The organism is Halobacteriovorax sp. RT-2-3, assembly GCF_047085075.1.
In the GTDB taxonomy this organism is placed as follows: Bacteria; Bdellovibrionota; Bacteriovoracia; order Bacteriovoracales; family Bacteriovoracaceae; genus Halobacteriovorax_A.
In genome coordinates, this window is the sequence record NZ_JBKIYF010000001.1 from 656,348 (window position 1) to 681,790 (window position 25,443).

Below are 25,443 nucleotides of genomic sequence, written 5' to 3' on the forward strand. Positions count from 1 at the left end.
GTTATATTATGGCCAAGCTTTATTCAATCTTCGTTAGAGTTATGTCAATTCTTTGAAAAAAAAAGGGCCTTTGAAAGGCCCTTAAATCATTTTTTATTCTTATTGAGCAAATTGTGGACGCAGCTTATAGCCGATACCTCGAACCGTTTCAATTAAATTTTCATTAAATTTCTGACGTAATTGAAGAACGTGTGTATCTACGGTACGAGTTGATGGATAACACTCATAACCCCAAACCTTATTTAAAATCTCATCACGAGATAGAGCGCGATTTGGATTTTCCACAAGAAGCTTTAGGAAATCAAACTCCATTTTAGTTAGTTCGACTAAGTTTCCATCCCAAGTAACTTCTCTTGTATCATTATCAATCTTAAGTTTTCCAAGAGTTAAAACACCTTTAGTATCAAGATCCTTAGCTGTAGCTCCTTGATCTCCAATACGAAGTTGCACACGAATACGAGCAAGTAGTTCACGAGACTCAAATGGTTTAGTCATATAGTCGTTTGCCCCTGACTCAAGGCCAACAACTTTATCAATCAGATCAGTCTTAGCAGTAAGAATAATCATAGGTGTATTATTATTGTTAGAACGAATCTCTTTTAGAAAATCAATCCCCTGTCCATCTGGAAGCATCCAATCTTGGATAATAAGATTAAAACCTTTTAAATCAATCTTTCTTGCTTCTTCTAAAGTTTGTGCCCACGTCGTATCAAAGCCTTCCATTTTAAGAAAATCAAGAATTCCCTTACCTAGTGAAACATCATCTTCAACTAATAGAATCTTATCCATAATTACTTCCTTTTAGGTAGAGTGATAATAAACTTCGTCGGCTTCTTAACCAACTCAATTTTTCCACCCCATTCATCAACTATATTTTTAATAATATTTAAACCTAAGCCTGTACCTGAACTTTTAGAGCCCTTAACAAACTCACTTGTTAGAGTATCAAGGTCTCTTGTAATCTCTCCACCATCACCGACTTCAACAACAAAGAATTTATCTTTTTCATAAATCTTTAAGTAGTGCTCTGGCGCACCATGAATAAAAGAGTTCTCAACGAGATTTTTAATGAGAATTTGAAACCAATAATAATCGACAAAGATCGTATCTTTCACATCAATCGATAGTTCTATTTCCTTATCATAAGTTTCCTTAATAGGAATAATTGTATCATAGATAAGATCTTCTAAGTGCTCTAGCTTTTCATAACTAAAAGTTAACATTCCTGAGGCATTAGAGCCTTGCAGGTAGTGCTTAGACTTTTCTGTTAGACGTTGAAGGCGATATACTTCTCCAGCAATTCGAAGAAGATCTTCTTGCTGTTCTTCATCCAATTTATCAATTGAGCGGTTCATTTTTTCAACAATTAAAAGAAGAGAACTAACAGGAGTTCTAAACTCGTGTGTCAAAACTTGAAGTGCCATTTTCTTACGACTCTCCTCAACCTTATCATCCTTGATCTTACTGAATAGTAGCCAAAGAATAATGAAGAAGATAACCATGATCCCGGTAAATGATGTCAAAGTCGAAGTAGAGACAGTCTGTAAGAGATGTCTTGTGTTCTGTCGCCAACAAATTGGACCGTCGTTGTAGACACACCACTTACCTGCACGTGCTCTTGATATTTGATAAGGCGTTTGATCGAGAAATCTTTCAATGGAATCATTTGAGTAAAAGCGATACTCGAGAACATTGTATTGGCGTGGATACTTTATTCGTGCCAATAAAAAGTTCTTTGCTAGAATAGTTCCTTCCTCATTAATAATATCTTGTAGAGTTTCCTGAGAAAGACTTGCAAGTAGACCGTAGATTCCACCGAGTGGCCCGATTTCACGTTGAAGTTGTGCAAGTTCTGAAACATGGAAGTAAGAAAGTCTACGCCTTACCCATGACGTCTGAGACGCCTGGCCTGTGGCCAATTGATATTGAAATAAGAGGTATGCGTAACTAACACCAGATTCATGAATATAAGGTGGAGATTTCACAAACCAGTTAGGAATATTTCGAATTCTTCCACAGCGGATTTGTTCCCAGACACCTTTTTTACGTGTTCCCGTAAGCTGAGATTGAAGAATCTCGATATTTGAACAACCTTTTGAACTTGAAAGTAGAGATGCATCAAATTCTTCAATAGCAAGTGAAGGATTAAGTAGCTGGAACTGCTCATCTGAGTAATACAATGATGAGAAGTTAACGATGGCGTATGGTGTAATTGTAGTTTGCATCTTAACTTTTAGCTCATTGATCTCATCAATTTGATACTGGCTAGCAAATCGAGGAGCGAAAGTTTTTAAAACAAAACTTCCTGAAAAGAAGGCCACAATTAACGCCGTGAATATAAGTACAATATAAGGTTTCATTAAATCTAAGTAATCCCAGCATTTACAATATTAAACGTATCGTTAATAATTGTCCTAAATAAGTCAGAATATTGTCAATTAATCTTATGGCACACAGCAAGACCAACAAAAGGACGTCAAATGCTCATTCTTGGAGTTGATTTAGAAGGTATTAACGAAAATCTAACGCAAAAAGGTGTAAACCTTGAAGTTGACCGCGTTACTGAAATTGGAGCAGTCCTTTGGGATACACGCATCAACTCTCCAGTTAGAATCTTCTCTGAACTAATCGACGAGAAAGACCGCTTAAAACTTACGGAAGAAGTTATTGAGCTAACAGGAATTGATGAGCAATTACTCGCTGAATGGGGCCGTAAAGGTGATGAAATCAAGATGGCCCTTGAAAGAATCGCACTTCTGATGAAGAAGGCCGACTATATGATGGCCCATAATGGTGCAAAGTACGACAAGCCAATGCTTACGGCCATGTTTAAAAGACATGGTATTGAGATGCCAAATAAAGTTTGGATTGATACTCAAGAAGACGTTGAGTACCCAAGAAAAATTACTCATAAATCAATGGCGCTTCTTGAGCACTCACATGGATTTATTAATCCATTCCCTCACCGCGCCGTAACTGATGTTTTAGCGATGTTAAAGATTGCTTCTCACTACGATTATGCACGTATGGCAAAGCTTGCTAGTGCACCTAAAGTTAGAATCGTAGCGGAGCTTAAGGCACCGAATTGGAAGAATCGTCAAGAAGTTGAAAAATTCAATACGATCAAGCACAAGGTTGCTCGTGCAAGATTCCAGTGGGACCCAAATGAAAAAGTTTGGTCAAAGATAGTTTCTCAAGTTCATATTGATGAAGGAAAACTTCTTTATGACTTTGATTGGAGACTTTCATAAGATATTCCACTCGAGCACTACCATCATATAAATTTCGACCGGGAGTGAATCCACATCCCTTGAAGTCTGGTGGCCATATGGAAGAAAGCGGCGAGCCTCAAACAGCTCGCCTAAGTTCTAGTGAAGCTTTTAAAGATAGTGAAGATTATCTGTATGCGATTGATTTGGTAAATCAAGGATATTTCTGGGAGGCCCATGCCTACTTAGAATCCTTATGGAATGAGCATAATCGAACTGATGACTTTGCCATTTTATTTAAGGCCATCATTAAAATAGCAGCAGGGCTATTAAAATTAGAAATGAAGCAAGAAAGTGCATTTAAAACTCACTTTGAGCGCTGCCTTGAGCTACTTAATGAATTAAATTACGAAGTTTTTTGCGGAATAGAAATCGAAGATCTAAAAGTCTTGGTTTCTCATATGCTCGGCGAATCTTTCGAAAGCACCCCAGAGTTCTTTATCAAACTCAGGCTTTAAGTTCTTATGATCCATGGCCTTTCTCATACAATAAAGCCACTCATCTCGCTCAGCAAAACCAATCTTAAATGGAAAATGACGCTTTCTCATACGAGGATGGCCGTACTTTTCAATATAAAGACTAGGGCCACCTAACCAGCCAGATAGAAACATAAAAAGTTTCTTATTAGCACTTTCAAGTGAGCTTGCGTGAATAGCGCGACACTTGGAAGCCTTTGGGTCAGTATCCATGATCTCATAGAAGTTATTAACAAGTTCTTGAACGCCCTCGGCGCCACCTAATTTATGATAAGGAGTCATTTTTAATTTTCGAATAAGGAATTCTGGTAGTTTGATTTTCATAAATAAAAAAGGGAGTCGCTAATACGACGACTCCCCTCTTTATATATCACTAGTTTTGGATATTGTTAAGTAGGCGATAAGCTTCAATACGTCCAGACTTAGCTTTTGTGATAAGTCCTGCATTTGGTACTGAAGTTGAATAAATTCTTTCTTTAATTTGAGAGAAAGTTAGCCCTTCTTCTTTTGATAGTAGAAGTCCAAGTACCCCAGAAACCATTGGCGTTGCCATTGAAGTTCCAGACATCTTCTTATAACGATCACCTGGTACAGTTGAAAGAATATTTGAACCTGGTGCAAATACGTGAACTGTATCTTGTCCGTAGTTAGAAAAAGATGAACGGTTACCTTTACCATCCATTGCACCAACAGTGATTACGTTTTCAACATCGTAATTTGCTGGGTAAGTTGGTCTTGCATCGTTGTCAGCTGAAGAGTTACCAGCAGCAGCTACGAAAAGAACACCTTTATCACGTGCATTTTGAATCGACTCTTTAAGTGCTTCAGAGTACTCTCCTCCACCCCAAGAGTTTGAAAGAATTTTTGCACCATTTGCAACAGCGTAGTCAATTGAAGAGATTGCATCAATTGTTTCCCCTGAACCACTGTCACTTAGGAATTTAATCGACATAATTTTAACATTTGCCATAACACCCATGATACCAGTTCCATTGTGACGAGCACCAATTACACCAGCACAGTGAGTACCATGAGAGTGACCGTCCATTGGATCACCGTCTTTATTTGCAAAATCGTATCCATAAACATCATCAACAAATCCGTTTCCATCATCATCAATTCCGTTTCCAGCGATTTCACCTTCATTCTTCCAAGTGTTAGCTTTTAGATCAGCGTGAGTATAATCAACACCTGTATCAATAACTGCAACAACTAGATCGCGATCACCTGTTTCAACATTCCATGCAGCAGTTGCATTGATGTCTTCACCAGCTTTTCCTCTTGAGAACCAACCACTAGAGTTGCGTCCGTCATTCATTAATCCCCATTGCTTAGAAAATTGCTCATCGCGATTTTCTGTTAATGAAGCATCATCATGTTGAGGAGCTGAAAAATCATTTAAGTTAATGATCCAGTTCTTCTCAACATACTCAACTGCTGGGTCTTGAACAAGGCCTTCAAAATTTTGCTTAACAACAGCAAAAGTACCAAAGCTTAGTTTTCTAACCTGAGCATCTGCCATATTCGTGTTAACAAGAGACTCGAAACCTGGCTTTAGTTTTACAATGTAACCATTGAAGTTTTGAGCTGAAGCGCTCAGCGCACATGTCATACCAAGTGCAAGAAATAATTTTTTCATGAGTTATCCTTATGTTCATCCGTGATCAAAAGTAATTCGGTAAAAAAAATGATTTCATTTTAATTTTCTTAAGACAAGTTCAGATTACAGGGTGTAAGAAGTTGTTACAATACCCGACTTTTCACATTGGTCTTTTAAACCTTTTCCTACTTTATTGATTTAGGTATTATGAAGGGCAAATTATAAAAGGATTATAAATGTCAGATTCGACTGAAACGAATAACGTTCAAAATAAAAATGAAAACCCGTTCATCAACATTCTCTGTAATGTTGTTATTCCATCGGTGATACTTACAAAATTTTCAGGGCCTGAAAAACTAGGCCAAGTAAATGCTCTGATCATCGCCCTTGCCTTTCCTCTTTTATATGGAGCATGGGACTTTATCTCTAAAAGAAAGTTTAACTGGATTGCGGCCATTGGTCTTGTGAGCGTTCTTCTAACAGGAGGAATCGGCTTATTGGAATTAGATCGCACATGGATGATTGTAAAAGAAACTGCTGTTCCACTTGTAATTGGACTTTTTGTACTTGCTTCTCAATTCACAAAGAAGCCACTTATTAGAACTTTATTTGAACAAATTTTTGATATGGAAAAAATCCACATGGCCTTTGAAGCAAGAGGATTACACGACGACTTCAAACAAAAGATTCACATTGCAGGATTCTACTTTTCTTCAACATTCTTTCTGTCAGCATTTTTAAATTATGTTCTTGCGGCCATCGTCCTTAAAGGAGCACCAGGTACAGTTGAGTTTAATGAGAGCTTAGGAAGAATGACAGCACTTAGCTTTCCTGTGATCTCTGTGCCAACTTTAATTGTAACAGTTATTATTATTTTTACTCTAGTAAATTACATCAAGAAACAAACACAGCTTCCATTAGAAGAAATGGTAAAGCAGCAATAATAAATATAAATGAGGGATTATGAAATTTAATCAACTTGGAAATACAGATATAAAAGTTAGTGAAATTTGTCTTGGAACAATGACATGGGGTGAACAAAATACCATTGAAGAGGCCCATGAACAACTTGATCTAGCGCTCGACTATGGAGTTAACTTTATTGATACAGCAGAAATGTATCCAGTTCCTGGTCAACAAAGTACATACACAAAGACAGAACAATTCATTGGAAAATGGGATAAGATGCAAACTCATAGAGACAAGTTTATTCTTGCTTCTAAAGTTGCTGGCCCTGGATCAATGGATAGCTACATTAGAAATAGTGACATTAGAAAGATCGCCTTTTCAAAAAGTGATATTAAAACAGCTTGCGAGGCCTCTCTAAAAAGACTTAACACTGAATATCTAGACCTCTATCAAATTCACTGGCCATCGCGTGTGACAAATTTCTTTGGCCGTCTAAATTACGAGCATATCACTCCTGAGATTGAAGTGAGCTTCAATGAAAGAGTCGAGGCCATGGATGAGCTTATCAAAGAAGGAAAGATTCTTCACTGGGGATTATCAAATGAATCACCATGGGGAGTTATGAAGTATCTTGAAGCGGCCAAAGAAACAAATATTGCACGCCCAGTTTCAATTCAAAATCCATACTCTCTACTTAATCGTTCATTTGAAGTTGGTCTTGCAGAAATAGCAATTCGTGAGAAAGTCGGACTACTTGCTTACTCACCACTTGCTTTTGGCGCGCTCTCTGGAAAGTATCTAGATGGAAAGAGACCTGCAAATTCTCGCCTAACTGAATACGGTGAGTACTTCACACGCTACTCTTCAGAACATGCACAAAATGCAATCAGAGCTTATGTCGAACTTGCTAACGATGTTGGACTCTCTCCTGCAACTCTTGCTCTTGCCTTTGTGAACAAGCGTGAATTTAATACATCAAATATCATCGGTGCTACGACAATGGAGCAATTAAGAGAGAACCTTGCCACAAGTGAAGTGACTCTTGATAGCGACACTCTGAATCGCATTGAGGAAATACACAAGGTGTTTACTATACCTTGCCCATAAGACTGGCACTTTCTGCCACTCACTCCACTAAGTTCTTGATTTAATTTAATTTGATAAAATCTAGAACAAGAACTTATGTGGAGGCGTTCATGTTTTCAAAATTTAAGCAAAAGAGTGAATTCGATCTTGGCAAACAGGAGCTTGCAAAAATCTTCTTTGAATTAGAAGAGTTTGAAGATGCACCTCTTAAGATGGCCCTTGCTAGTTATGAAAACTTAAAAGCAGGAACAAAATCCACAGAAGACTTCTTCTACTACCTAATTGAAGACTCAATTTTTACTTCCCTATACGCTACATTCTATGAACGCATTTTCATGGCCATCAATCAGTACCCAGAACGTGCACTTGAATTAGTTGAGAGCTTTAGTGCAGATGCAGATGAGAGGGAGCAAGTTATTGCAACTCAAACTCAGCAGCACCTGGCCTTTGTTGAAAATTTTGGTATGTGTAGCGGATGCGGTTCATGTGAATACCACCAAGACGTTGCCGAATTAATCGCCTATTATCAAAAGGGTGATATCGACTTCTTTACTGAGTTATATATCGGCATGCAAACAATCCAATTTGCCATGGAATACTTTCTTTACGATTATATTCCAAGTGATCCTAAACTTGTTAAGCTTACGGCCCCTGCCCTAATGCAAAACTGGCGTGAATTGATCTACAATTACGCTAAACTTAAGGCGCGTGAGCTTTAGGCCATAAACTTACAAGTTCTATCTTTAAGCTAGATAAAATTGCATAAACTAAAACTCCTTAATATCATTAATAGGATTATAAAAAGGAGTTTATAATGAAAGTACTAATTAGTTTACTAATGCTTCTGCCTGCTTTCGGTGCAGGACTTCAAATTGGAAATGATCTAGCTTCCAACCCTGTTGAAGGGAGTATCCGCTTAACATGTAATGACAGAAATCAGCACCAAATTCGCTACGTAAATTGTAGTGCAAATTACTTAAGCCCATCTGAGTTTTCAAGCTTTGTTCTAGACAAAGGTGAAAGAGTTGATGCAGATGAAGTAACTCTATACTACAAGGACCACAAGGGACGCAAAAAATCGAAGTCATCTTCATTTGATGCTGAAAAAGGTGAAAGTTCAAAGAAGTTCAATCTTTGGATCTACACTCTACTTCAAAGGCCACTACTTAACTACTACGGTGAAAATGAAATCGAGTACAAGCTAGAAAAAAATGGACGCGAAGTTGCTACTGGAAAGTTCATTGTTAATGTTGAAAAACAAGACACAAAGTACTGCCAAAGTGCAAGCTACTGGTCAAGCAATATGGATGACTGTCGCTTCCCACAAAACTTCTGTGCTCGCTACTTCCGCGACTACAACTACTGCCAATAAGCAAGCAAAATACAAAGCCTCCAGTCCGGAGGCTTTTTTTATTCTATAATTTCAATTTTAAGTTTTGAGTTTTTGATATTCTTAATCTTATCGACATTCTCAGTAATCTCCCCCAGCTTTATGAGGCCAGCAGAGTAAGAAAAATCTTTATAGAATATCGCAACATTCCCCCATGGAGCATAGTAACAGATATCCCCAACACGAGGCTTATACCCCGCAGGCTCACCTTCCACAGAAAGCTTCTTTGGGAGATAGAAGATCTTCTCATTAGAAGCATAGTCTTCAACATCGACTTCAAGAGGTAGTTGATTAACTACTTTAGTGTTTTCAAGAATACCTTCAAATTCAAGGTCATCCACTTTGATTCGTATCTTCACTTTACTTCTTACTCCTAATGCTCCTAAGCCCATCCTTATATTGCTTATCACTAACTTTTTCCATCCAAATGACATTTTTACCATTCTTCTTTTCTTGTAAAGCCAAGTGAGTGACTGTATTTTTATTATCTGCTCCATGCCAATGCTTAACTCCTGCTGGAGTCCATACAATATCACCGGCCTTCATGACTCGCGCTTTTTCACCCCATTGCTGAACAACTCCCTGTCCCTTTGTGACAACAAGAAGTTGTCCTTTTGGATGAGTATGCCAAGCAGACCTTGCATTTTTTGAAAAAGTCACTTCACCGCCAGTTAAATCTGAAGTGTCATGAGTTTCAAAAAGAGGTCTAAGAAGTACATTACCAGTAAAGACAGGAGAGCTACTATCAAACTTAATGGTCTTATTAGTTGGTGTGATTTCCATAAGTTTCTTTTCGCCTTGAGCTTCTCCATTGGCATTTGTAATACCTGAACAGCTCACAAGCCCTAGAGACAAAATTAAAGTTAAAACAAATCCATTTTTCATGACTGACCTCCAAGATTATTATGCGATGACATTTTCAACAACTTCATCTTCATTTTTATTAAAAACGGTTTTTACAAATAAGAAAGTAAGTATTGCAGAGACAAACCAGAACAAACTACTCATTGAAAAGACTACAAATGAACCACTTTTATCGTAAAGAATTCCTCCTGCAAAAGCTCCTATTCCAGCAGCTGTTTGCACTGAAGCAACATAAAGACCACCGATTGATTCCGTATCATCAGGTGCAATCTTTGTCCCCCATGTCGACCAACCGACAGGAATGGGAGCAAAAGAAATACCCAATAAGAAAATTAATACTCCGGCCTCGATAGCACTGGTTTCATTAAATGCGAGGGCAAGTGAAGCGAGTGCAAGTAATAATGGAAAAACACTTAATGCAAAAGTTAAACTTCTTTTTACTATTTCAGCGGCAATAAATGTTCCAATAAAATAGGCAGCATCAAAGAGAAGGAAGACTAACGAAATCCCCTTTACATCAAGGCCTATTGTATTTTCAAGATAGGGTCTCATATATGTGATCGTTGCAAATCGCCCACAAAAAGTTAAAGCGACAGCAAGTAAACCGACTTTGACCGACGGCCTTGATAAAGTTTTAAAAATTGTTTTGAACTTAACCTTAGAATTTGCCGCCAGAGTTGGCATACTATTAAAAAGCCAAATCATTGAGATAATTGCTATTAATGAATCAATGAGAAAAATCGTACGCCAGTGCAAGTATTGGCCAAGAAAGCTTCCAAGAGGTGCGGCCAGCATCGTTGAGAATGAAGCTCCTCCAAAAATAATTGAGAGGGCCTTAGGAAGATTATCCTTGGAAACAAGACGTGTTGCAAGGGCAGCGGCCATTGACCATATTCCACCGAGAGAAATCCCTAAAAGTCCTCTACCGAAAAGAAGAATCACAAGATTAGGGGAAAGCGAAACGATAGCAGATGAAATAGCAACTAGTGCTGATAAGCTTATCAGTAAGTTTTTACGGCCAACCTTTCTAGTCACATAAGATATCGTTAAACTCGTTAAAACTGCAAAAATTGAAGTAACAGTAATGGTTTGACCAGCAAAACCTTCACTTATAGCAAGATCCTTGGCCATAGGAGTTAAGAGGCCTACAGGTAGAAATTCTGCAATCATGACACTTGAGATCCCAAGAGTCATGGCCCAGATAGCTCCCCATGAATTTTTATTTTGATTTAACACGAATAATTGATCTCCACATTGAATTATTATTTAAATCAATTATGGGATAAATTATTGTTTCAATAAATGACACTATAGTTTATGAATCATTAACTATCACTTACTAATCTTTCATTAGAAGACGTGGCCCAGTACCTTCCTCACCAAGTTCATCATCAGGGTTACGTAAAGGACAATCTTTTAAAGACAAACAACCACAACCAATACAATATCCAAGCTGTGACTTTGTTCTTTCAATTAACTGAAGACGTTCGTCTAAAACCTTTTGCCAACTACGGCCAAGTTTCTTCCAATCACTAGCTGTGAGATTCTCTTTATTCTCAATGCTTTTAAATGCTTCTCTTATCTCTTCTAGACTTAGACCAATACGTTGTGCAACCTTTAGATAACTAAGAATACGAAGCTCACGACGATGAAAACGCCTTTGATTACCTTTATTACGATGGCATCTTAGTAAGTTCTTTGACTCGTAAAAGTGAATCGCAGAAATAGAAACTCCACTTCTTTTACTGAGTTCTCCAACAGATAAATATTCATTTAACTCGGCCATAAAATCTCCTATTGACCTCAAGCTAACTTGAGGTTTTAGAATATTAACACAATTTAACGTCAATATGAAATAAAAGGAGATTGAATGAAGAACGCACTAGTAACAGGTGGAGCTCGCGGGATCGGAGCAGCGACTGTAAGAGCTTTAGCTGCTGATGGACACAGAGTATTTATCAATTATGTAAATAGCGAAAAGATCGCGCAAGAGCTTGCAAATGAAATCATTTCTAAAGGTGGCGAAGCTTACCCAATTCAAGCTGACGTACGTGACGAAGCTCAAATACAGGCCATGTTTGATAAAATTGAAAAGGATCATGGACCGGTTTCAATTCTTGTATCAAATGCAAATATGAACTTTACAGCAAAGCCATTTCTTGAACAAAGCTGGGATGAGTTTGCTCAAAAACTTAATGATGAAATGCGTGCTTCTTATATCACAGCAAAGATTGCAGCAGCACAAATGAAGAAGAATCGCTTTGGACGCTTGATCTTTATTTCAAGTACTCTCTCTGAATCACCTATGCCTTCATTCATTGCACATGGTTCAGCAAAAGGAGCACTTGATAGCTTTAGCAAATATCTAGCACAAGAGCTTGGGCCTCATAAGATTACATCTAATATTGTAGCTCCAGGTTTTGTTGAGACTGAAGCGACAAAAGATGCGCCAAGTGACTTTAAAGACTATCTAGCTTCTTTAACGCCGACACAAAGAAATGCTCAGCCAGAAGATGTTGCAAACACTGTTGCTTTTCTAGCGAGTGAGAAAAGTTCACACATAAATGGCACATACCAACCGGTTTGTGGTGGCGCATACCTACCATAACTTCCAAATAAAAAGGCCCTTGTTATAAGGGCCTTCATTTTAATTAAAGATTAGAATTTACAAAATCCCAATTAACGAGATTCCAGAACGCATCAATATATGATGGCCTTGCATTTCTGTAGTCCACATAATAAGCATGTTCCCATACATCAATTGTAAGAAGAGCTTTTAGACCTGAAGTCATAGGAGTCTCAGCATCATCTGTATTTACGATTTCAAGTTCTCCACTCTTGTTCTTCACTAACCATGTCCAACCAGAGCCAAAATTGGTTGCAGCAGTGTTAGAAAATTCTTCTTTAAATTTATCAAATGAACCCCATTTTGCATTAATCGCTTCTGCAACAGCACCACTTGCTTCTCCCCCAGCATTTGGTGCAAGACAATTCCAGTAGAATGAGTGATTCCAAACTTGAGCTGCATTATTGAATAGTCCACCTTTAGAGTTCATAATGATTTCTTCAAGTGACATATTTTCAAACTCAGTTCCAGGGATGGCCGCATTAAGTTTTGTTACATATGCGTTGTGATGTTTGCCGTAATGAAAATCAATTGTTTCGGCCGAGATATGAGGTGCTAGTGCATCTTTTGACCATGGTAATTCAGGTAACTTATGTTCCATTTTAACTTCTCCTTGATAATGTACGTTTAAGCATACGTCATAATAAGACCTCAACCTAGGTTGAGGTCAAGAAGTCTGGAGACTATTTTAAATTATCCTGAAAGAATTTTGTGATTTTTTCAAACGGGATAATATCTTTCTTATCATAAAGATCAACGTGGTTCACACCAGGCATAACCATAAGCTCCTTTGGTTCAGCGGCTGCCGCATAAGCGTCCTTACTGAAGTAAAGTGAGTGTGCCTCTTCCCCTGCAATAATGAGAATTGGACGAGGTGAAATCTCATTAACATAAGTTAGCAAAGGAAAGTTCATAAATGACAGTGGTGAAGTTGCTGACCAACCAGTTGTCGAGTTAATTGATCTAGCGTGATAACCACGATCTGTACGGTAGTAATCAAAGAATCTCTTTATAACAATATTATCATCTTTAGAAAGAGTCTCTGGTAAATTACGTGGACCAACAGTTGGTGCATCTTTTTCAAAGTCAGCATATCTTTGATTGCTTAAGGCCTCTAGTGCCTGAGTGCGAGTTTCTTTTGTTAAAGTATTCCCAACTCCATTTGCCATGGCCGCCGACATATCATACATACTTGTTGTTACAACCGCTTTAATTCTCTTATCAACGGCCGCAGCACTTAATCCGAAACCACCAAAGCCACAAATTCCTATCACACCTATTTTTTCACGATCGACGAATTCTCGCGTACCAAGAAAATCAACAGCTGCACTAAAGTCTTCTGTGTTAATTTCTGCTGATGCTAAATTACGTGGTTCACCACCACTCTCCCCTGTATATGAAGGATCAAATGCAAGAGTGACAAAACCCTTCTCGGCCATCTCTTGAGCATAAAGTCCAGAGGACTGTTCTTTGACAGCACCGAATGGGCCACTAACAGCAAGTGCTGGTAACTTTTGAATTTTAGTATTCTTTGGAATATAGAGGTCTCCAACAAGTTCAATATTATAGCGATTTTTAAAAATCACCTTCTTATGTTCCACAAGTTCACTCTTTTTAAAGGTCTTATCCCATTCTTTAATTAAGTTCATTTTATCTCCTTTCTTAATTTTTTGGTTTGAGCACGCCGCCAAGAAGGCCAAGCTGCCAATAACCATAAACTTCGATACATTCTTTAGATTCAAGACTTCCATCATCAAGCTCCTTTTGTTTATAAATGGATTTTAGGCTAGAAAATTGTTTCGATAAATGGCACAATACTTAAAGAATCATTAACTAAGGGTTACTAATGAATAAGGACCAATTTGACGGGCTCATTGCTCTAAAAGTCGTTGCTGAAAAGAGAAGCTTTAGTGCGGCCGCTGAAGAACTACAAGTTTCTCCCCCAGCAATTAGTAAAATGATTTCAAGTTTGGAAGAAAAAATGGGAGTAACACTTCTTACTCGAACAACAAGAAGTGTTAGTTTATCTCAAGCGGGGCGAATATTTCTTGATCAAGCAGGGCCAGCGATGGAGCAGATTATTACTGCCCAAGAAAATGCAAAGAGCTTTGGTAAGTCGACAACTGGTACACTTAAGTTAAATATGCCTGGAGTTTTTTATCCTTATTATATTTCTAAACATATAAGTAGCTTCTTAAAAAAATATCCTGATGTCACAATTGATATCTTCTCAGATGATCAGGCCACAAATATATTCGATGAAGGTTTTGATGCAGGAATTCGCATTGATGATATCTTAGCTAAAGACCTAATTGCTTTAAAACTTTTTGGGCCAATTGAGTTTGTCGCCGTCGCTTCACCAAAGTACTTAAAAGAAAATGGAACTCCGAAGCACCCTAAAGATCTTTTAGAACATAATTGTGTTCGCCACCGTTTTGGAAGTGGTAATAGTATTTATGAGCGTTGGGAGTTTGAAGAAAAGAATAAAGAATTTAGTGTAAAAATAAATGGGAATATTATTTTAAACAACTCGGAAAATATTAGAGAAGCGGCACTTTCAGATGTGGGAATTATCTACACTGAGCGCGGTAATGTTCAAGATTATATCAATAAAGGAAAGCTTGTTTTACTTCTTGAAAAATATATCGCAACAAGCTCTGGCTACTACCTCTACTATCCACATAGAAAGCATATGTCCCCGACCCTTCGTGCATTCATTGACCATATGAAAGAATTAAAAAATAAGAAATAAAAAAGCCTCCAGTACGGAGGCTTTTTTAGCAGTTGCGAAACCAAAGGTGCATGGCACCCTTACACGCGGTAGAGAGAAGCGGCCCAAGTAAACCCAGCACCGAATGCAGCACTTGCCACAAGCATCCCTGGCTTTAGAACACCTTCTTTCATTGCATCGTGCATTCCCAGAGGAATTGTCGCAGCAGTTGTATTTCCATATTTTTGAATTGTATTGAAAACTTTCTCTTCAGGAATTCCCATCACCTCTGCAACTTTAGAATTGATTCTTAAGTTTGCTTGATGGAATAAGAAAACATCAACATCATCAACTGTTACACCATTTTTGGCCATAAGTTTTGAAAGTGCTTCAGTCATTCTTTTTACAGCATGAACAAAAACTGTCTTTCCATTCATTTGTGGATAATGAAGTTTTTCATCAAACATTTCTTGAGAAAGTCTCTCTGTTGAATCAAAACCAGTTCCTGCAGCAGGAAGCCAAAGCTCCTTAGCATATTTTCCTTCACTATGAAGAGAAGCATCGATAAAACAAGGCTCAGTCTTCTTATCATTAACTTCTGTTGCACTCATAACAATTGCACCAGCACCATCACCAAAAAGAACAGAAACATTGCGTCCATCTGGAGTTTGGTCTAGACCTTTTGAATGCACTTCTGCACCAACAACAAGAATATTCTTATTTGATCCACTAACGATAAATTTATCAGCAACAGTCATGGCATAAAGAAAACCAGAACACTGTTGACGAATATCGATCGCAGGAATTTCTGAAAGACCTAGCTTATCTTGTAGAAAACAACCTGTTCCTGGAAAGTCAAAGTCAGGAGATAAAGTTGCTAAAATGATCATGTCGATATCTTCTTTTTTGATACCAGCATTTGCGATGGCCTCTTCACTTGCCTTAAGTGCAAGATCTGAAGTTGAAGTCTTTGCATCAACCCAGTGACGCTGCTCAATTCCTGTTCGCTGAACGATCCATTCATTAGAAGTATTCATCATTTCTTCGATATCTGAGTTTTTAAAAACTTGCGGTGGTACGTAAGAACCCACACCAATAATTTTACTTGCCAAAACACCCATAGTATTTCCTTTTCATAAATTTTCTTACATCTGAACTGGTGAATGATATCTTTTCAATTTAACACAAGATTCGCATATGCGATAGAGAGCAGACTTACAATTTTATTTTTCTTAAATTGCCCCGATACAATTTTTATGGGCCAATTCTTGCTCGGTTTTTTTATTGGCCAAGATATGTTTTCTTGTTAACATAGAACTATTCCAAGGAAGGAATTAAAATGACTAAGCTTAGTCACCTTATGGTGTTTATTTACATTCAAATGAGTTTTAGCGCATCTGCTGCATACAACTCAACCCAACTGACGAATCACTCTTACTACCCAGAGGATACAGCGCAGTTCATCTCTAATACTCTTAAAAAAGCCAACAAGAACAGTTTAAATACTTCTCTTAAGATAAAAGAAAAGCTTAGAGAAATATTGGTTTCTGCTCATATTAGAACACCAAATAAAAATGACTTACTTGCAGCTGATTGCTCAGGTAAGAAAAATTGTTATCTTCAAAGAACGCCAAGAAATTACAAAGAAGCTAGAAAGTATCTTTTTGGTGATATCTATTTACAGACTTCATCAAGAGGTCTCTATGTAAAAGATGTTTACTGTAACCAAGATGTCACAGAAAGAGATGGTGTTGGAAAAATGCAAATTCCAAATCATCAAGTAATCAACTGTGAACACAGCTGGCCACAATCAAGATTTAATCCAAGAGAAGATAAGAATACGCAAAGAAATGATTTGCACCACCTTTTTCCAGCAAACTCACGTGCTAACTCTTCTCGCAGCAATCACCCATTCGGTGAAGTAATTGGTAGAGTTGTTAATTCAAATTGTCAGGATTCTCACATTGGAGAAGTAAACTACGAGAATGAGACAACGACTTCATTTGAACCACCAGAAGAAATCAGAGGTAATATTGCAAGAGCACTATTCTACTTCTCAACTCGCTATAATCTTCCAATTGATGAGGCCCAAGAATTCTATTTAAGAAAATGGCACAAGGAAGACCCTGTTGATACTTTTGAAGAAAGTATTAATAACAGAATCTATGAAATTCAAAATAGTCGCAATCCATTTATTGACGACGAAAACCTAGTTGATGCAATTAAAGATTTTTAAATTTTCCATTATCGCATTAGTACTCACTTCATGTGCTACGAAGCAAAAACCAGTGAAGCCTCTCACTCAAAGAGAGAGGCAGCTACTCTATTATAAGAAACTTCGTGCGGCAAAATGGGAAGAAATCACTAAAAAGCGCAAACAGCAAGAGCGCAGCTATCACAGAGACACTAAAATCACGATTAAAACGAAAAGGCAGAAACCTGCTCCTAAAAAAGTTTCACCAGTAATTCCTGTTGATCCCAATGAGCAGAGAATCGAGATTGAACAACTAATTTCATTCCATTGTATTAAAGAGAGAATGGATAATTGTGATGAATTATCGACTAAAATTTATGAGAATTGCCTCCAAGAGTTTAACCCTGGAGACAAGAGACTTACATACTGTGTAACAAAAGCACTAAAGTAGAGATTAGTTACCTACCTTCTTATCAGAATTATCTCCAGACTTTTCAAATTCTTCTAACTCTTTTTCTGCTTTCTTTCTAAGTTCTTCTTGTTTTTTCTTTAAGGCCTCTTTCTGCTTACGTCTCTCCGCGAGATCACGAACTACATTTACTCGTTCAGCACTAGGCCCACCTGCTTTCCCAGCTTTTCCTCATCATCCTCATTTGTCTTTTCTGTTTTCTTTGGCTTTGGCCTTGAAAAATGCCAATAAGCCTTCACAAGCTCTTTGGCCTCTTTTTCTTCTAGCTTTAGTCTTTCTTTTAAATTCATTATTACTCCTTGCCAAAATATTTTGGTAGTCATCAGTACTTATATTTGGCCATATGAATCAATTCACATCAACTTAAGTTAGTTATAGATTTCCAAACTCAGTTAAAATTAACTTTGTGTTAAGTTTTTCAATTATTTTTAAACATTAGAGTCTGCTTATTGAGTAAAATAAAGATCAGATGTATAATTCTAGAACATGAAGAGTTTAGTTATAAATACCATTGTAAATGCGAGTGTCGATGAAATTCTGAATAATTTCAATGCAGATACTATGCAAGAAGCAACACCTCCATTTATCAATTTGGAAGTCCCACGCTTTGATGGTAATTCAGTTTCTGATCAGACTCATCTAATTACTTCGATCCTTGGCCACTACCAATCTTGGGTAATCGAAGTCACTCAAAAGAAAGAAACTTCTGATGGGATCATTATTCGAACAGAGGCCATCGAAACTCCATTTCCTTTCACAATGTGGATTCATACTTATCATATTCGCGATATTGGAAATGGGAAAACTAAGATCACTGATAATATCAAATATAAAACAGAAAATTTTGCATTTGATTTACTCATTTACCCAATTATCTATTTCATTATGTACTACAGAAAGCCAATCTTAATGGATAAGTACAATAAAGAACTAAATATCTAAACTATGGCCAAGAGAAATCATTGTCAAAAATGCCAACGTCCACAAGGGCTGTGTCTATGTCACACAATTGAAAATGTGACATTAAAAAATAAATTGATTATTTTCCAAGATGAAAAAGAGGCCCTTCATCCGTTCAATACAGCGAGGTTGGCCAAGCTAGTTGCACCTGATATTGAACTTGTCTCAAGTGAAAATATCACAGAAGAACGAATCCAAGAAATAAGAGAGACAAGGCCATTTCTACTTTTTAAAAATGAAAATTCAATCCCATTAAATGCTGAAAATATTCACTTACTTCAGAGCAAGAATATCGTCGTTCTTGACGGTACGTGGAAGAAGGCCAGAAAAATCTATCATACTTGGCCGGCCCTAAGTGAGCTACCATGCTATCACCTCGAGCTAGATGATCAGAAAACAATCTATCAAAGTATTCGAAAGTCATGTGGTGAAACTCACCTCTCTACACTTGAGGCCATCGCTGTAACTCTTGAAGTCCTTGGTGAAATAAATGAAGTACAAGTTAAACAATTTTTAGCGCCATTAAAAGAGCTTATAAAACAGCAAGAAGCCTTCCATCAAAGACCTAATTAATGCTATCATGATTCAATGAAAATGATTCTAAGCCCTCGAATTAGCGATCTTGATCAATGTCCATATTTAAAAGAAGAGATGGAACAACATGAGTTCTTCTTTAGTTCAGAGTTAAGTGATACCGAACTAGACTTTCTACTTGAGCGCGGCTGGCGTAAATTTGGTCAATTCATCTTTAGACCTTTATGCCCAAATTGTCAGAAATGTATTCCAATACGAGTCGAGTTAAAAAAATTTTCCCTCACAAAAAACCAGTCAAAATTTTTAAAGAGAAATCATAACAAAGGTTTACAGGTTAAGTTTTCGCCGCTGCTATATAGACAAAAGCATTTTGAAATCTATCGTCTGCATGGACAAAACCGCTTTGTCGACAGTATCGATGCTACAATTATTGATAACGAGCTACTATTTAAGGAAACGTTTTATCGCTTTACAGGAACTCAACTTCTTAGCGAAATATTTTTCGAAAATAAACTCATCGCTTTTGGAATTTTGGAGCAATCCCAAAATGCTTTAAGTAGCGTTTACTTTTGTTACGATCCGAGTTTTGAAAAAATGAGTCTTGGGCATCTAGGCGCCCTTGCTGAAATTATCCATGCAAAGAATATGGGACTTGAATATTACTATCTCGGTTACTGGATTGAAGAAAACGAATTTATGAAATACAAGTCTCGATACATGCCTTATCAGCTCTATGACTGGAGTTCGAAAAGTTGGGAGAGCTAATCGACGATATAGCGAAAAGTTAAGTTTATTCTTTCATCAACTTGCTTTGCCGTTTTATTGAGTTGATGTTTCCAATTATGTTGAAGTGCTCCTTTCATAATCAAAAGACTTTTATCTTCCAAATTAATTTCAACTTTTTCTATAGACTTATCAAAACGATGCTTTAAAACAAACTTACGAGACTCTCCGAAAGATGCCGATGCAATTACTGGATTTCTTCCAAGGCTTGCCTCATCGTCACTATGCCAAGCTGCATAGTCGGATCCATCTCGATAAAGGTTACAGAGACACCCATTGAATTGATGCTTCGTTATCTTTTCGATCTCTTCTTTCAAAACACTAAGTTTGTCATTCCAGTCGATACGGGGAAGCTTTACACCAGAATAACTATATTTCTTACCATCACTATACCAAGCATGGAGCCTTGGTATTGCATGTGTTTTTCCATATAGTGTGATTTCACCTTCTTGCCATTTAATTGAATTTCTCAAGTCATCAAATTCAATCTTAGTCTTTGCAAAGAAATTAGGATAGTAAATCGCAGTACCGCCTTTTAGATCGTAAACGACTTCTTCATTTTCATTTGTACCAAAGAGATCAAATTGATTCATCTATTTCCTAAAATTACCTAAAATTCACTAGAACTCACTAGAACTCACTAGAACTCAAAGTTAAGCAACCCTAAGTAAGCCGTGGCCGCATCAAACTTATACCCATCAATATTATATAAAGAATAGCCTAATGTTAAGTATGGGTTCCATGCTGCAATCTTAAAATCCATTCTCACACCAAGATCACTAATTGTTGTATCTAAATTATAGCATTGGCCACCATCACAAAAATCAGTCTCTCCATAGTTGAACGAAGAATAAGCACCAAGACCAAACCCACGAGTAAGCATATATGTATAAGATAAATTCACTCCTGCACCCGAATATTCAATCTCATTTAAAATATCATAATCAAAACCATCTTCTAATGTAATAGAATCTGCTTCCATTGTACGGATTGAAAGGCCAATACGAAATTTATGATTATTTATTTTTTTAACGCCACTAACAGCAAGCTCACTACCAACTAAGTGTAAATCTGCGCCATAATAATCAACAGTCGAAGAAATAGCACTGATTCCTAGTTGAACCTTTAGGTTATCTTTACTGCTTTCAAGCTCAGGGGCAATCATCACTTTAGTACTATTAATATCATTATGTAGCTGTTGAGTTGTTGCATCTAACTCCTGCTTTGGTGCTTCGACAACTACTTCTTGTACCTGCACTTCCTCTTTTTTAGGACTGAGTGATTTTGCGATTTCCTTTGCAAGCTCTTGCTTTACAAGCGAACGCATCTGTTCATCTTTGATTGTCGCATTGATTTTTTCAACTTGAGTATTATACTCTTCTAAAGATAGGCCAAATGTTTGAGTAGATAATGCCAAAATAAATATTAAAGATAAAACTCTCTTCACTTCTTCCCCCATGCTCTTATTTCCATATATATAAGCAACCTAGAGGCCAAAAAATTTCATACAATTCTAGCAACTTAGAAATAAGCATTGCACATTTTCTAAACAAAAAGACTAATCTTAGAACAATTTTAAATATTGAGAGCGAAAAGATTCTAAACGCCACGAAAAAGACACGGCCAAAAAAGCGTAAAAGATGCCTAAGTATCTAAAATTGCAATAAATCTTATATAATACTAAGGGTATGAACTTAATTTCGATAAAATACTCTTATAAGCTGAGGAGATCGCTATGAAAATGGCAAGCGGACATTTTATAACTATAAAGAAGTTAATTATAACTCTTGTATCATGGTCGATGCTTTTGACTCCGATGGCCTATGCGCAAGAACAAACTGAAGTAAACACACAGGCCCAGTCACAAGAACAAGTCCAAACTCAAGCTGAACAAGAAGACGGCCGCACAGAAGTTCAAAAAAAATCTGACCCGAATTACTGTTATCACGATGGTACAAATCAGAAGTGTGATGGAGGTAATGTTTATAATTGTCACCTTGAACAATGTGTAAGCGCTAATGATAATAAGAACTACAATATGGAATACCAAAATTGTGGGATCGATGAAAAATGTCAGGAAGATCTAAAAGCTGATGCAAAGCTTTTTACAAATCATAAGACAAGTGGACCAAAAGGAGCATCTGATACGATGAGCTACCTTGCTGCCGCTGCACAAGTAGGTCAAGGATGTGTTCTGCTTTTTGGTGGAATGTGCCAGTCAGATGGAATTGGGGCCATGCTTTCAGGTGCAATAATTCTTGCGGTAGCTCTTATGTCGGCCATGGGTGATGGTTATAAGAAAAAATTTAAAAGTTATAAAGATGCTCTTGCTAAACTTGATGAGAACGATGAAAAAGCATGGAACCACCAAACACAAAGAGTTGCTCTAGAAACAGAAGTTCAACTTTTAAAAGATATGGAAAAGGCGGCCCAGGATAAAATGAAGCATCATAAGAGAATTATGATGATGATTACAATCTCAACAGCGATTGCGGCCATCTGTGCTGCACTTACAATTTTTGGCTGTCCAGCTTCAAATCCGTGTACCTACTGGGTACTAGGGCTAGGAGCAGTGGCCCTTATGCTAGAAAACCAGGCCCTATCGACAGCAAAGAAGGCCCACAAAAGTGCAAAGAGCGCCAGAGAAAAGACAGAGGTTGTTCTTAAGAAGCTTATGGCCCGCTATAATAACCAATACAACCCTGCTTCAAGCCAGAAGACATCAGTTGCTAGTGCTATGGCCACACCAGGTGCTCAAGGACTTGGAATGAATAATAACCAAGAAACATTTGATGTTGATGAAGTGAAGTCAGAAAAACTTAAAACAATTCCAAAGCTTGATATTAAAATGGGATCTCTTGGAACGACTGGTGAAACTTTTGCAAATACAATTGGACTTAGTGAAGTACAAGGCGGATACAACAAAACAAAGAAGACTGGAAATTCTAAATATGTAAATGAGGCCCTTGATAATAATGCCGCTAAAATTAATAAAGCAGCTAATCGCGTCCTAAAAGCACTGGCAAAATCAGACAAGACAAACGATAAGGCCAAGAAGGCAATCAACGCGATTCTTAATCCAGCAGCGAATAAAAGATATCTTGCCGATACTCTTGCTGGACACGTATCCCCTGTTCAAATGGCACTGAATTACAGAAGGGCCGGTGGGACAAATGCATCAAGAGATATTGCAAAGAACTCTCAAGAGCTTGAAAAAGGAACAGGAGAAGGACTTGCTGTAGCTTATGACCCAGCCTCTAAAGACTATCTAAATAAACTTAAAAATCAATTAAATGGTTTTGAGAACTTACTTGATAGTGATGATGGTGTTATGGCGCTTTCTAATTATGACCCTACAGTAAATGAAGACGCTGTTGAACAATTAAATGACGACGAGATCATTGAAGATAAAGGAACAATCCACAAGGACTCAAAGCTGTCCCTGTGGAAAATTATTTCAAATCGTTACAATGTAATTAAATTAAAAAAGACACTAGAATAATTGATTAGGCTTCACAGCAGCTGTCATCTCTTAGAGACTGTTGTGAAGCTTTACTAGCTTCTATCTCATCACTTATCCTCTTAAATTCCTTTAAAAAGATATGCTTAAATTTTACCATTTCGTAATTAGCTGAAACCCCATGGCGCTTCTTAGGATCTTCATCAGGAATCCCTACTTGTACAGGGTATCTAAGTGATAAGTAATCAGCAGGAAGCTCATGAACTCCTACACCAAATGGTAAAAACTTATTTCCATTTGTAAGAACAGGTCTTCCACAACTTAACGCTTTCAAAGAGAAGTGAGGAAATTTATCTGTTGTATCGATCAGATACTTAGTACCTGCTAAAAGAGGAGCTAACTCACCTGAACAACGATCTCCAAAGAAAAGCTCCGGATGCTTTTGCGCATACATCCCTAAGTGATCATGCTTTCCGATAAACTTAAACTTCTTATCACCGTAAATATCGATGATCTTATAAACTTCAGAGCTCGTCAGAGGCTCACAGTTAATTAGAAAGTAGTCTCGATTAAACATTCCTTCAGGAAGGATCTTGTAATCTTTTAATGCAATTGCCGGTGTAACCTGAGTAGCATTTGGAAACTCTTCTAAAATAGCTTCTTCATTAGACCAAAGAGTATTGGCCCTTTTTAAATATTTTCTCTGCTTAGTACGAGTGAAGGCCTTAAAGAAGAATTCCTTGAATGAAGACTTCTTTTTAATTGAATTGATATCTTCAACAAAATAAGTGAATAAATAAGTGTCATCACACATTTTGATTTCTTGAGAAAACCCACGAGAAAGATTAACGACTAGATCAACACTACATGGAATAAAAAGTCCTCTTGCAGCTCCGTGAACAAGGTGAGATTTATCAACTAAATCTTCCCAAGACTTAACAAAGCGATTTAAGAATGTTGAATGAATCTTTCTTTGTTCAACAGGTCCTAGAACTTGACCTTGTCTATGAACAAGAGTGTAGAGCTCAACGTTATCACCGATAACACCCATGATGGTTTCTAGACACTCAATATAATAATCTCTTTCAATGACAGCATCACAGCTAACAACAACTTTTAACATATATTTTCTCTATACCTATTTTTTAATATCTCTAAAGTATTTTGCAGTTTCTTCAATCCCTTGCGCAAAAGTAACTTTTGGCAAGTATCCTAGTTTCATAACACGATTAATATCTGGTCTTCTACGTTTTGGATCATCTTTTGGTAATTCTTGATAAGTAAGTTTTGAAGAAGACTCAAGTGCATCAACGATTAACTCTCCAGTTTCCTTAATTGTATACTCATCAGGGTTTCCAATATTATATGGCATGTGATCCCCAAGCATTAGAACGTGATCGATTGCATTTGCAAGATCAGTTACATAACAGAAAGAGCGAGTTTGACTTCCATCACCATAAACAGTGATATCTTCTCCTTCAAGCGCTTGGTTAATAAAGTTTGGAATAACACGTCCATCATCAGGGCGCATACGAGGTCCATATGTGTTAAAGATACGAATGATTCGAGTATCGACTTCGTACTTTCTGTAATAAGTCATAGTTAAGGCTTCAGCGTAGCGTTTTGCTTCATCATAACAGCTTCTTGGCCCAATTGGATTAACATGACCAACATAGTCTTCAACTTGTGGGTGAATCTCAGGATCACCGTAGACTTCAGAAGTTGATGCTTCAAGAAATCTTGCACCATGATCCTTAGCTAGCTCTAGCAAATACTGAGTTCCAATAGAGTTTACCATCATGATTTCAAGAGGAATGACCTTGAAGTCAATTGGAGAAGCAGGAGAAGCCAGAGATAGGATATAATCAAATTTCACATCACCAAAGTCAGGAAGACCCTTGATAATATCCCATTCTGTGAAGTGAAAGTTTTCATACTTAGATAGAAGCTCAATATTTGACTTTGAACCAGTAATAAAATTATCTAACCCATAAACAGTTGCACCTTTTTCAAGATAAAGCTGAGCGACAGTTGAAGGAACAAAGCCAGCAGCACCTGCGATTAAAAAATTCTTCCCCTTATGGTCCATTGGTAATTGGTTCATCTAAACTCC

At 37.3% G+C, this 25,443-nt stretch carries 30 protein-coding genes; 14 read left to right on the top strand and 16 right to left on the bottom strand.

Annotation, left to right across the window (positions count from 1 at the left end; all coding sequences use genetic code 11):
- Positions 1 to 99: 99 nt before the first annotated feature.
- Together ACMAYX_RS02965 and ACMAYX_RS02970 are read right to left on the bottom strand one after the other, a co-directional pair.
- Positions 100 to 789 (bottom strand): response regulator transcription factor, encoded by a 690-nt coding sequence (locus ACMAYX_RS02965; protein WP_103217493.1) that lies wholly within the window; start codon positions 787 to 789, stop codon positions 100 to 102.
- Between the two features lie 2 nt (positions 790 to 791).
- Positions 792 to 2,360 (bottom strand): sensor histidine kinase, encoded by a 1,569-nt coding sequence (locus ACMAYX_RS02970; protein ID WP_103217494.1) that lies wholly within the window; start codon positions 2,358 to 2,360, stop codon positions 792 to 794.
- A 120-nt stretch (positions 2,361 to 2,480) separates the two neighbouring features.
- Here ACMAYX_RS02970 and ACMAYX_RS02975 point away from each other — a divergent pair, with 120 nt between their 5' ends.
- Both ACMAYX_RS02975 and ACMAYX_RS02980 read left to right on the top strand, forming a co-directional pair.
- The gene (locus tag ACMAYX_RS02975) at positions 2,481 to 3,251 is read left to right on the top strand and encodes a 3'-5' exonuclease (protein WP_103217495.1); all 771 of its coding nucleotides are present in this window, start codon (positions 2,481 to 2,483) and stop codon (positions 3,249 to 3,251) included.
- 77 nt (positions 3,252 to 3,328) lie between these two features.
- Complete coding sequence (locus ACMAYX_RS02980) at positions 3,329 to 3,727, top strand: DUF309 domain-containing protein (RefSeq protein WP_412470722.1); 399 nt, start codon at positions 3,329 to 3,331, stop codon at positions 3,725 to 3,727.
- On the opposite strand, the gene ACMAYX_RS02985 is transcribed toward ACMAYX_RS02980, so the two are convergent.
- Positions 3,650 to 4,069, bottom strand: a complete 420-nt coding sequence (locus tag ACMAYX_RS02985) for a group II truncated hemoglobin (protein WP_392991631.1) — start codon at positions 4,067 to 4,069, stop codon at positions 3,650 to 3,652. The two genes, ACMAYX_RS02980 and ACMAYX_RS02985, sit on opposite strands and share 78 nt — an antisense overlap.
- Before the next feature lie 49 nt (positions 4,070 to 4,118).
- Positions 4,119 to 5,384, bottom strand: coding sequence for a S8 family peptidase (locus ACMAYX_RS02990; RefSeq protein WP_392991629.1), 1,266 nt, complete (start codon positions 5,382 to 5,384; stop codon positions 4,119 to 4,121).
- Positions 5,385 to 5,581: 197 nt separating this feature from the next.
- Between ACMAYX_RS02990 and ACMAYX_RS02995 the strand changes: the two genes are divergently transcribed.
- The 4 genes from ACMAYX_RS02995 (at position 5,582) to ACMAYX_RS03010 (ending at position 8,712) form a co-directional block, all read left to right on the top strand.
- The gene (locus ACMAYX_RS02995; RefSeq protein ID WP_392991627.1) at positions 5,582 to 6,289 is read left to right on the top strand and encodes a VC0807 family protein; all 708 of its coding nucleotides are present in this window, start codon (positions 5,582 to 5,584) and stop codon (positions 6,287 to 6,289) included.
- Positions 6,290 to 6,308: 19 nt separating this feature from the next.
- Positions 6,309 to 7,361 carry an aldo/keto reductase gene (locus ACMAYX_RS03000; protein WP_412471524.1) on the top strand — a complete coding sequence of 351 codons (1,053 nt, stop codon included), beginning with the start codon at positions 6,309 to 6,311 and terminating at the stop codon, positions 7,359 to 7,361.
- An 89-nt stretch (positions 7,362 to 7,450) separates the two neighbouring features.
- Positions 7,451 to 8,059 carry a hypothetical protein gene (locus ACMAYX_RS03005; RefSeq protein WP_412471525.1) on the top strand — a complete coding sequence of 203 codons (609 nt, stop codon included), beginning with the start codon at positions 7,451 to 7,453 and terminating at the stop codon, positions 8,057 to 8,059.
- A 95-nt stretch (positions 8,060 to 8,154) separates the two neighbouring features.
- Positions 8,155 to 8,712 carry a hypothetical protein gene (locus ACMAYX_RS03010; RefSeq protein ID WP_412471526.1) on the top strand — a complete coding sequence of 186 codons (558 nt, stop codon included), beginning with the start codon at positions 8,155 to 8,157 and terminating at the stop codon, positions 8,710 to 8,712.
- A 38-nt stretch (positions 8,713 to 8,750) separates the two neighbouring features.
- Here the strand turns inward: ACMAYX_RS03010 and ACMAYX_RS03015 are convergent, their stop codons facing one another.
- From ACMAYX_RS03015 to soxR, 4 genes are all read right to left on the bottom strand, one after another.
- Positions 8,751 to 9,089, bottom strand: a complete 339-nt coding sequence (locus ACMAYX_RS03015; RefSeq protein WP_412469657.1) for a cyclophilin-like fold protein — start codon at positions 9,087 to 9,089, stop codon at positions 8,751 to 8,753.
- Between the two features lies 1 nt (position 9,090).
- The gene (locus tag ACMAYX_RS03020) at positions 9,091 to 9,615 is read right to left on the bottom strand and encodes a cupin domain-containing protein (RefSeq protein WP_412470728.1); all 525 of its coding nucleotides are present in this window, start codon (positions 9,613 to 9,615) and stop codon (positions 9,091 to 9,093) included.
- An 18-nt stretch (positions 9,616 to 9,633) separates the two neighbouring features.
- Entirely contained in the window at positions 9,634 to 10,830 is a 1,197-nt protein-coding gene (locus ACMAYX_RS03025) for an MFS transporter (RefSeq protein WP_412471527.1), read from the bottom strand.
- Between the two features lie 103 nt (positions 10,831 to 10,933).
- A complete protein-coding gene (soxR, locus tag ACMAYX_RS03030; protein WP_412471528.1) occupies positions 10,934 to 11,380 on the bottom strand; it encodes a redox-sensitive transcriptional activator SoxR in 447 nt (148 codons plus the stop codon).
- Between the two features lie 84 nt (positions 11,381 to 11,464).
- Between soxR and ACMAYX_RS03035 the strand changes: the two genes are divergently transcribed.
- Positions 11,465 to 12,202 (top strand): SDR family NAD(P)-dependent oxidoreductase, encoded by a 738-nt coding sequence (locus ACMAYX_RS03035; RefSeq protein WP_393090596.1) that lies wholly within the window; start codon positions 11,465 to 11,467, stop codon positions 12,200 to 12,202.
- Between the two features lie 43 nt (positions 12,203 to 12,245).
- Here ACMAYX_RS03035 and ACMAYX_RS03040 read toward each other — a convergent pair whose 3' ends face one another.
- Entirely contained in the window at positions 12,246 to 12,821 is a 576-nt protein-coding gene (locus ACMAYX_RS03040) for a superoxide dismutase (RefSeq protein ID WP_412462715.1), read from the bottom strand.
- Positions 12,822 to 12,903: 82 nt separating this feature from the next.
- On the bottom strand, positions 12,904 to 13,971 hold the full coding sequence (locus ACMAYX_RS03045) for an alpha/beta hydrolase (RefSeq protein WP_412469660.1): 1,068 nt from the start codon (positions 13,969 to 13,971) through the stop codon (positions 12,904 to 12,906).
- Between the two features lie 95 nt (positions 13,972 to 14,066).
- Here ACMAYX_RS03045 and ACMAYX_RS03050 point away from each other — a divergent pair, with 95 nt between their 5' ends.
- Positions 14,067 to 14,972, top strand: a complete 906-nt coding sequence (locus tag ACMAYX_RS03050) for a LysR substrate-binding domain-containing protein (RefSeq protein ID WP_412462717.1) — start codon at positions 14,067 to 14,069, stop codon at positions 14,970 to 14,972.
- A 59-nt stretch (positions 14,973 to 15,031) separates the two neighbouring features.
- Here the strand turns inward: ACMAYX_RS03050 and ACMAYX_RS03055 are convergent, their stop codons facing one another.
- On the bottom strand, positions 15,032 to 16,051 hold the full coding sequence (locus ACMAYX_RS03055; protein ID WP_412471529.1) for a 3-oxoacyl-ACP synthase III family protein: 1,020 nt from the start codon (positions 16,049 to 16,051) through the stop codon (positions 15,032 to 15,034).
- A 218-nt stretch (positions 16,052 to 16,269) separates the two neighbouring features.
- Between ACMAYX_RS03055 and ACMAYX_RS03060 the strand changes: the two genes are divergently transcribed.
- The gene (locus tag ACMAYX_RS03060) at positions 16,270 to 17,166 is read left to right on the top strand and encodes an endonuclease I family protein (RefSeq protein WP_103217508.1); all 897 of its coding nucleotides are present in this window, start codon (positions 16,270 to 16,272) and stop codon (positions 17,164 to 17,166) included.
- Positions 17,147 to 17,575 carry a hypothetical protein gene (locus ACMAYX_RS03065; protein WP_412462719.1) on the top strand — a complete coding sequence of 143 codons (429 nt, stop codon included), beginning with the start codon at positions 17,147 to 17,149 and terminating at the stop codon, positions 17,573 to 17,575. Before ACMAYX_RS03060 ends, ACMAYX_RS03065 begins: the two co-directional genes overlap by 20 nt.
- 146 nt (positions 17,576 to 17,721) lie before the next feature.
- Here ACMAYX_RS03065 and ACMAYX_RS03070 read toward each other — a convergent pair whose 3' ends face one another.
- Positions 17,722 to 17,883 carry a hypothetical protein gene (locus ACMAYX_RS03070; protein ID WP_158246838.1) on the bottom strand — a complete coding sequence of 54 codons (162 nt, stop codon included), beginning with the start codon at positions 17,881 to 17,883 and terminating at the stop codon, positions 17,722 to 17,724.
- A 196-nt stretch (positions 17,884 to 18,079) separates the two neighbouring features.
- Here ACMAYX_RS03070 and ACMAYX_RS03075 point away from each other — a divergent pair, with 196 nt between their 5' ends.
- From ACMAYX_RS03075 to ACMAYX_RS03085, 3 genes are read left to right on the top strand one after another with little or no spacing between them, the layout of a single operon-like run.
- Positions 18,080 to 18,535, top strand: coding sequence for a hypothetical protein (locus ACMAYX_RS03075; protein ID WP_103217510.1), 456 nt, complete (start codon positions 18,080 to 18,082; stop codon positions 18,533 to 18,535).
- A gap of 3 nt (positions 18,536 to 18,538) precedes the next feature.
- On the top strand, positions 18,539 to 19,126 hold the full coding sequence (locus ACMAYX_RS03080; RefSeq protein ID WP_392991612.1) for a tRNA-uridine aminocarboxypropyltransferase: 588 nt from the start codon (positions 18,539 to 18,541) through the stop codon (positions 19,124 to 19,126).
- A 15-nt stretch (positions 19,127 to 19,141) separates the two neighbouring features.
- A complete protein-coding gene (locus ACMAYX_RS03085; protein ID WP_412470732.1) occupies positions 19,142 to 19,852 on the top strand; it encodes an arginyltransferase in 711 nt (236 codons plus the stop codon).
- Here ACMAYX_RS03085 and ACMAYX_RS03090 read toward each other — a convergent pair.
- Together ACMAYX_RS03090 and ACMAYX_RS03095 are read right to left on the bottom strand one after the other, a co-directional pair.
- Positions 19,849 to 20,463: an alpha-ketoglutarate-dependent dioxygenase AlkB family protein gene (locus ACMAYX_RS03090; protein ID WP_412471530.1), complete on the bottom strand. Its 615-nt coding sequence runs from the start codon at positions 20,461 to 20,463 to the stop codon at positions 19,849 to 19,851. The two genes, ACMAYX_RS03085 and ACMAYX_RS03090, sit on opposite strands and share 4 nt — an antisense overlap.
- Positions 20,464 to 20,510: 47 nt before the next feature.
- The gene (locus ACMAYX_RS03095) at positions 20,511 to 21,317 is read right to left on the bottom strand and encodes a hypothetical protein (RefSeq protein WP_392991608.1); all 807 of its coding nucleotides are present in this window, start codon (positions 21,315 to 21,317) and stop codon (positions 20,511 to 20,513) included.
- A 288-nt stretch (positions 21,318 to 21,605) separates the two neighbouring features.
- Here ACMAYX_RS03095 and ACMAYX_RS03100 point away from each other — a divergent pair, with 288 nt between their 5' ends.
- Entirely contained in the window at positions 21,606 to 23,372 is a 1,767-nt protein-coding gene (locus ACMAYX_RS03100; protein ID WP_412462722.1) for a hypothetical protein, read from the top strand.
- Between the two features lie 4 nt (positions 23,373 to 23,376).
- Here ACMAYX_RS03100 and ACMAYX_RS03105 read toward each other — a convergent pair whose 3' ends face one another.
- Positions 23,377 to 24,453 (bottom strand): hypothetical protein, encoded by a 1,077-nt coding sequence (locus ACMAYX_RS03105; RefSeq protein WP_392991606.1) that lies wholly within the window; start codon positions 24,451 to 24,453, stop codon positions 23,377 to 23,379.
- A 15-nt stretch (positions 24,454 to 24,468) separates the two neighbouring features.
- Entirely contained in the window at positions 24,469 to 25,434 is a 966-nt protein-coding gene (locus tag ACMAYX_RS03110; protein ID WP_412471531.1) for an NAD-dependent epimerase/dehydratase family protein, read from the bottom strand.
- Positions 25,435 to 25,443 lie beyond the last annotated feature (9 nt).

Excerpts from the sequence above, each read along its gene's own strand:
- ACMAYX_RS02965 (WP_103217493.1), bottom strand. The coding sequence starts at position 789 with ATGGATAAGATTCTATTAGTTGAAGATGATGTTTCACTAGGTAAGGGA.
- ACMAYX_RS02970 (WP_103217494.1), bottom strand. The coding sequence starts at position 2,360 with ATGAAACCTTATATTGTACTTATATTCACGGCGTTAATTGTGGCCTTC.
- ACMAYX_RS02975 (WP_103217495.1), top strand. The coding sequence starts at position 2,481 with ATGCTCATTCTTGGAGTTGATTTAGAAGGTATTAACGAAAATCTAACG.
- ACMAYX_RS02980 (WP_412470722.1), top strand. The coding sequence starts at position 3,329 with ATGGAAGAAAGCGGCGAGCCTCAAACAGCTCGCCTAAGTTCTAGTGAA.
- ACMAYX_RS02985 (WP_392991631.1), bottom strand. The coding sequence starts at position 4,069 with ATGAAAATCAAACTACCAGAATTCCTTATTCGAAAATTAAAAATGACT.
- ACMAYX_RS02990 (WP_392991629.1), bottom strand. The coding sequence starts at position 5,384 with ATGAAAAAATTATTTCTTGCACTTGGTATGACATGTGCGCTGAGCGCT.
- ACMAYX_RS02995 (WP_392991627.1), top strand. The coding sequence starts at position 5,582 with ATGTCAGATTCGACTGAAACGAATAACGTTCAAAATAAAAATGAAAAC.
- ACMAYX_RS03000 (WP_412471524.1), top strand. The coding sequence starts at position 6,309 with ATGAAATTTAATCAACTTGGAAATACAGATATAAAAGTTAGTGAAATT.
- ACMAYX_RS03005 (WP_412471525.1), top strand. The coding sequence starts at position 7,451 with ATGTTTTCAAAATTTAAGCAAAAGAGTGAATTCGATCTTGGCAAACAG.
- ACMAYX_RS03010 (WP_412471526.1), top strand. The coding sequence starts at position 8,155 with ATGAAAGTACTAATTAGTTTACTAATGCTTCTGCCTGCTTTCGGTGCA.
- ACMAYX_RS03020 (WP_412470728.1), bottom strand. The coding sequence starts at position 9,615 with ATGAAAAATGGATTTGTTTTAACTTTAATTTTGTCTCTAGGGCTTGTG.
- soxR (WP_412471528.1), bottom strand. The coding sequence starts at position 11,380 with ATGGCCGAGTTAAATGAATATTTATCTGTTGGAGAACTCAGTAAAAGA.
- ACMAYX_RS03035 (WP_393090596.1), top strand. The coding sequence starts at position 11,465 with ATGAAGAACGCACTAGTAACAGGTGGAGCTCGCGGGATCGGAGCAGCG.
- ACMAYX_RS03040 (WP_412462715.1), bottom strand. The coding sequence starts at position 12,821 with ATGGAACATAAGTTACCTGAATTACCATGGTCAAAAGATGCACTAGCA.
- ACMAYX_RS03045 (WP_412469660.1), bottom strand. The coding sequence starts at position 13,971 with ATGGAAGTCTTGAATCTAAAGAATGTATCGAAGTTTATGGTTATTGGC.
- ACMAYX_RS03050 (WP_412462717.1), top strand. The coding sequence starts at position 14,067 with ATGAATAAGGACCAATTTGACGGGCTCATTGCTCTAAAAGTCGTTGCT.
- ACMAYX_RS03055 (WP_412471529.1), bottom strand. The coding sequence starts at position 16,051 with ATGGGTGTTTTGGCAAGTAAAATTATTGGTGTGGGTTCTTACGTACCA.
- ACMAYX_RS03060 (WP_103217508.1), top strand. The coding sequence starts at position 16,270 with ATGACTAAGCTTAGTCACCTTATGGTGTTTATTTACATTCAAATGAGT.
- ACMAYX_RS03065 (WP_412462719.1), top strand. The coding sequence starts at position 17,147 with ATGCAATTAAAGATTTTTAAATTTTCCATTATCGCATTAGTACTCACT.
- ACMAYX_RS03070 (WP_158246838.1), bottom strand. The coding sequence starts at position 17,883 with ATGAATTTAAAAGAAAGACTAAAGCTAGAAGAAAAAGAGGCCAAAGAG.
- ACMAYX_RS03075 (WP_103217510.1), top strand. The coding sequence starts at position 18,080 with ATGAAGAGTTTAGTTATAAATACCATTGTAAATGCGAGTGTCGATGAA.
- ACMAYX_RS03080 (WP_392991612.1), top strand. The coding sequence starts at position 18,539 with ATGGCCAAGAGAAATCATTGTCAAAAATGCCAACGTCCACAAGGGCTG.
- ACMAYX_RS03085 (WP_412470732.1), top strand. The coding sequence starts at position 19,142 with ATGAAAATGATTCTAAGCCCTCGAATTAGCGATCTTGATCAATGTCCA.
- ACMAYX_RS03090 (WP_412471530.1), bottom strand. The coding sequence starts at position 20,463 with ATGAATCAATTTGATCTCTTTGGTACAAATGAAAATGAAGAAGTCGTT.
- ACMAYX_RS03100 (WP_412462722.1), top strand. The coding sequence starts at position 21,606 with ATGAAAATGGCAAGCGGACATTTTATAACTATAAAGAAGTTAATTATA.
- ACMAYX_RS03105 (WP_392991606.1), bottom strand. The coding sequence starts at position 24,453 with ATGTTAAAAGTTGTTGTTAGCTGTGATGCTGTCATTGAAAGAGATTAT.
- ACMAYX_RS03110 (WP_412471531.1), bottom strand. The coding sequence starts at position 25,434 with ATGAACCAATTACCAATGGACCATAAGGGGAAGAATTTTTTAATCGCA.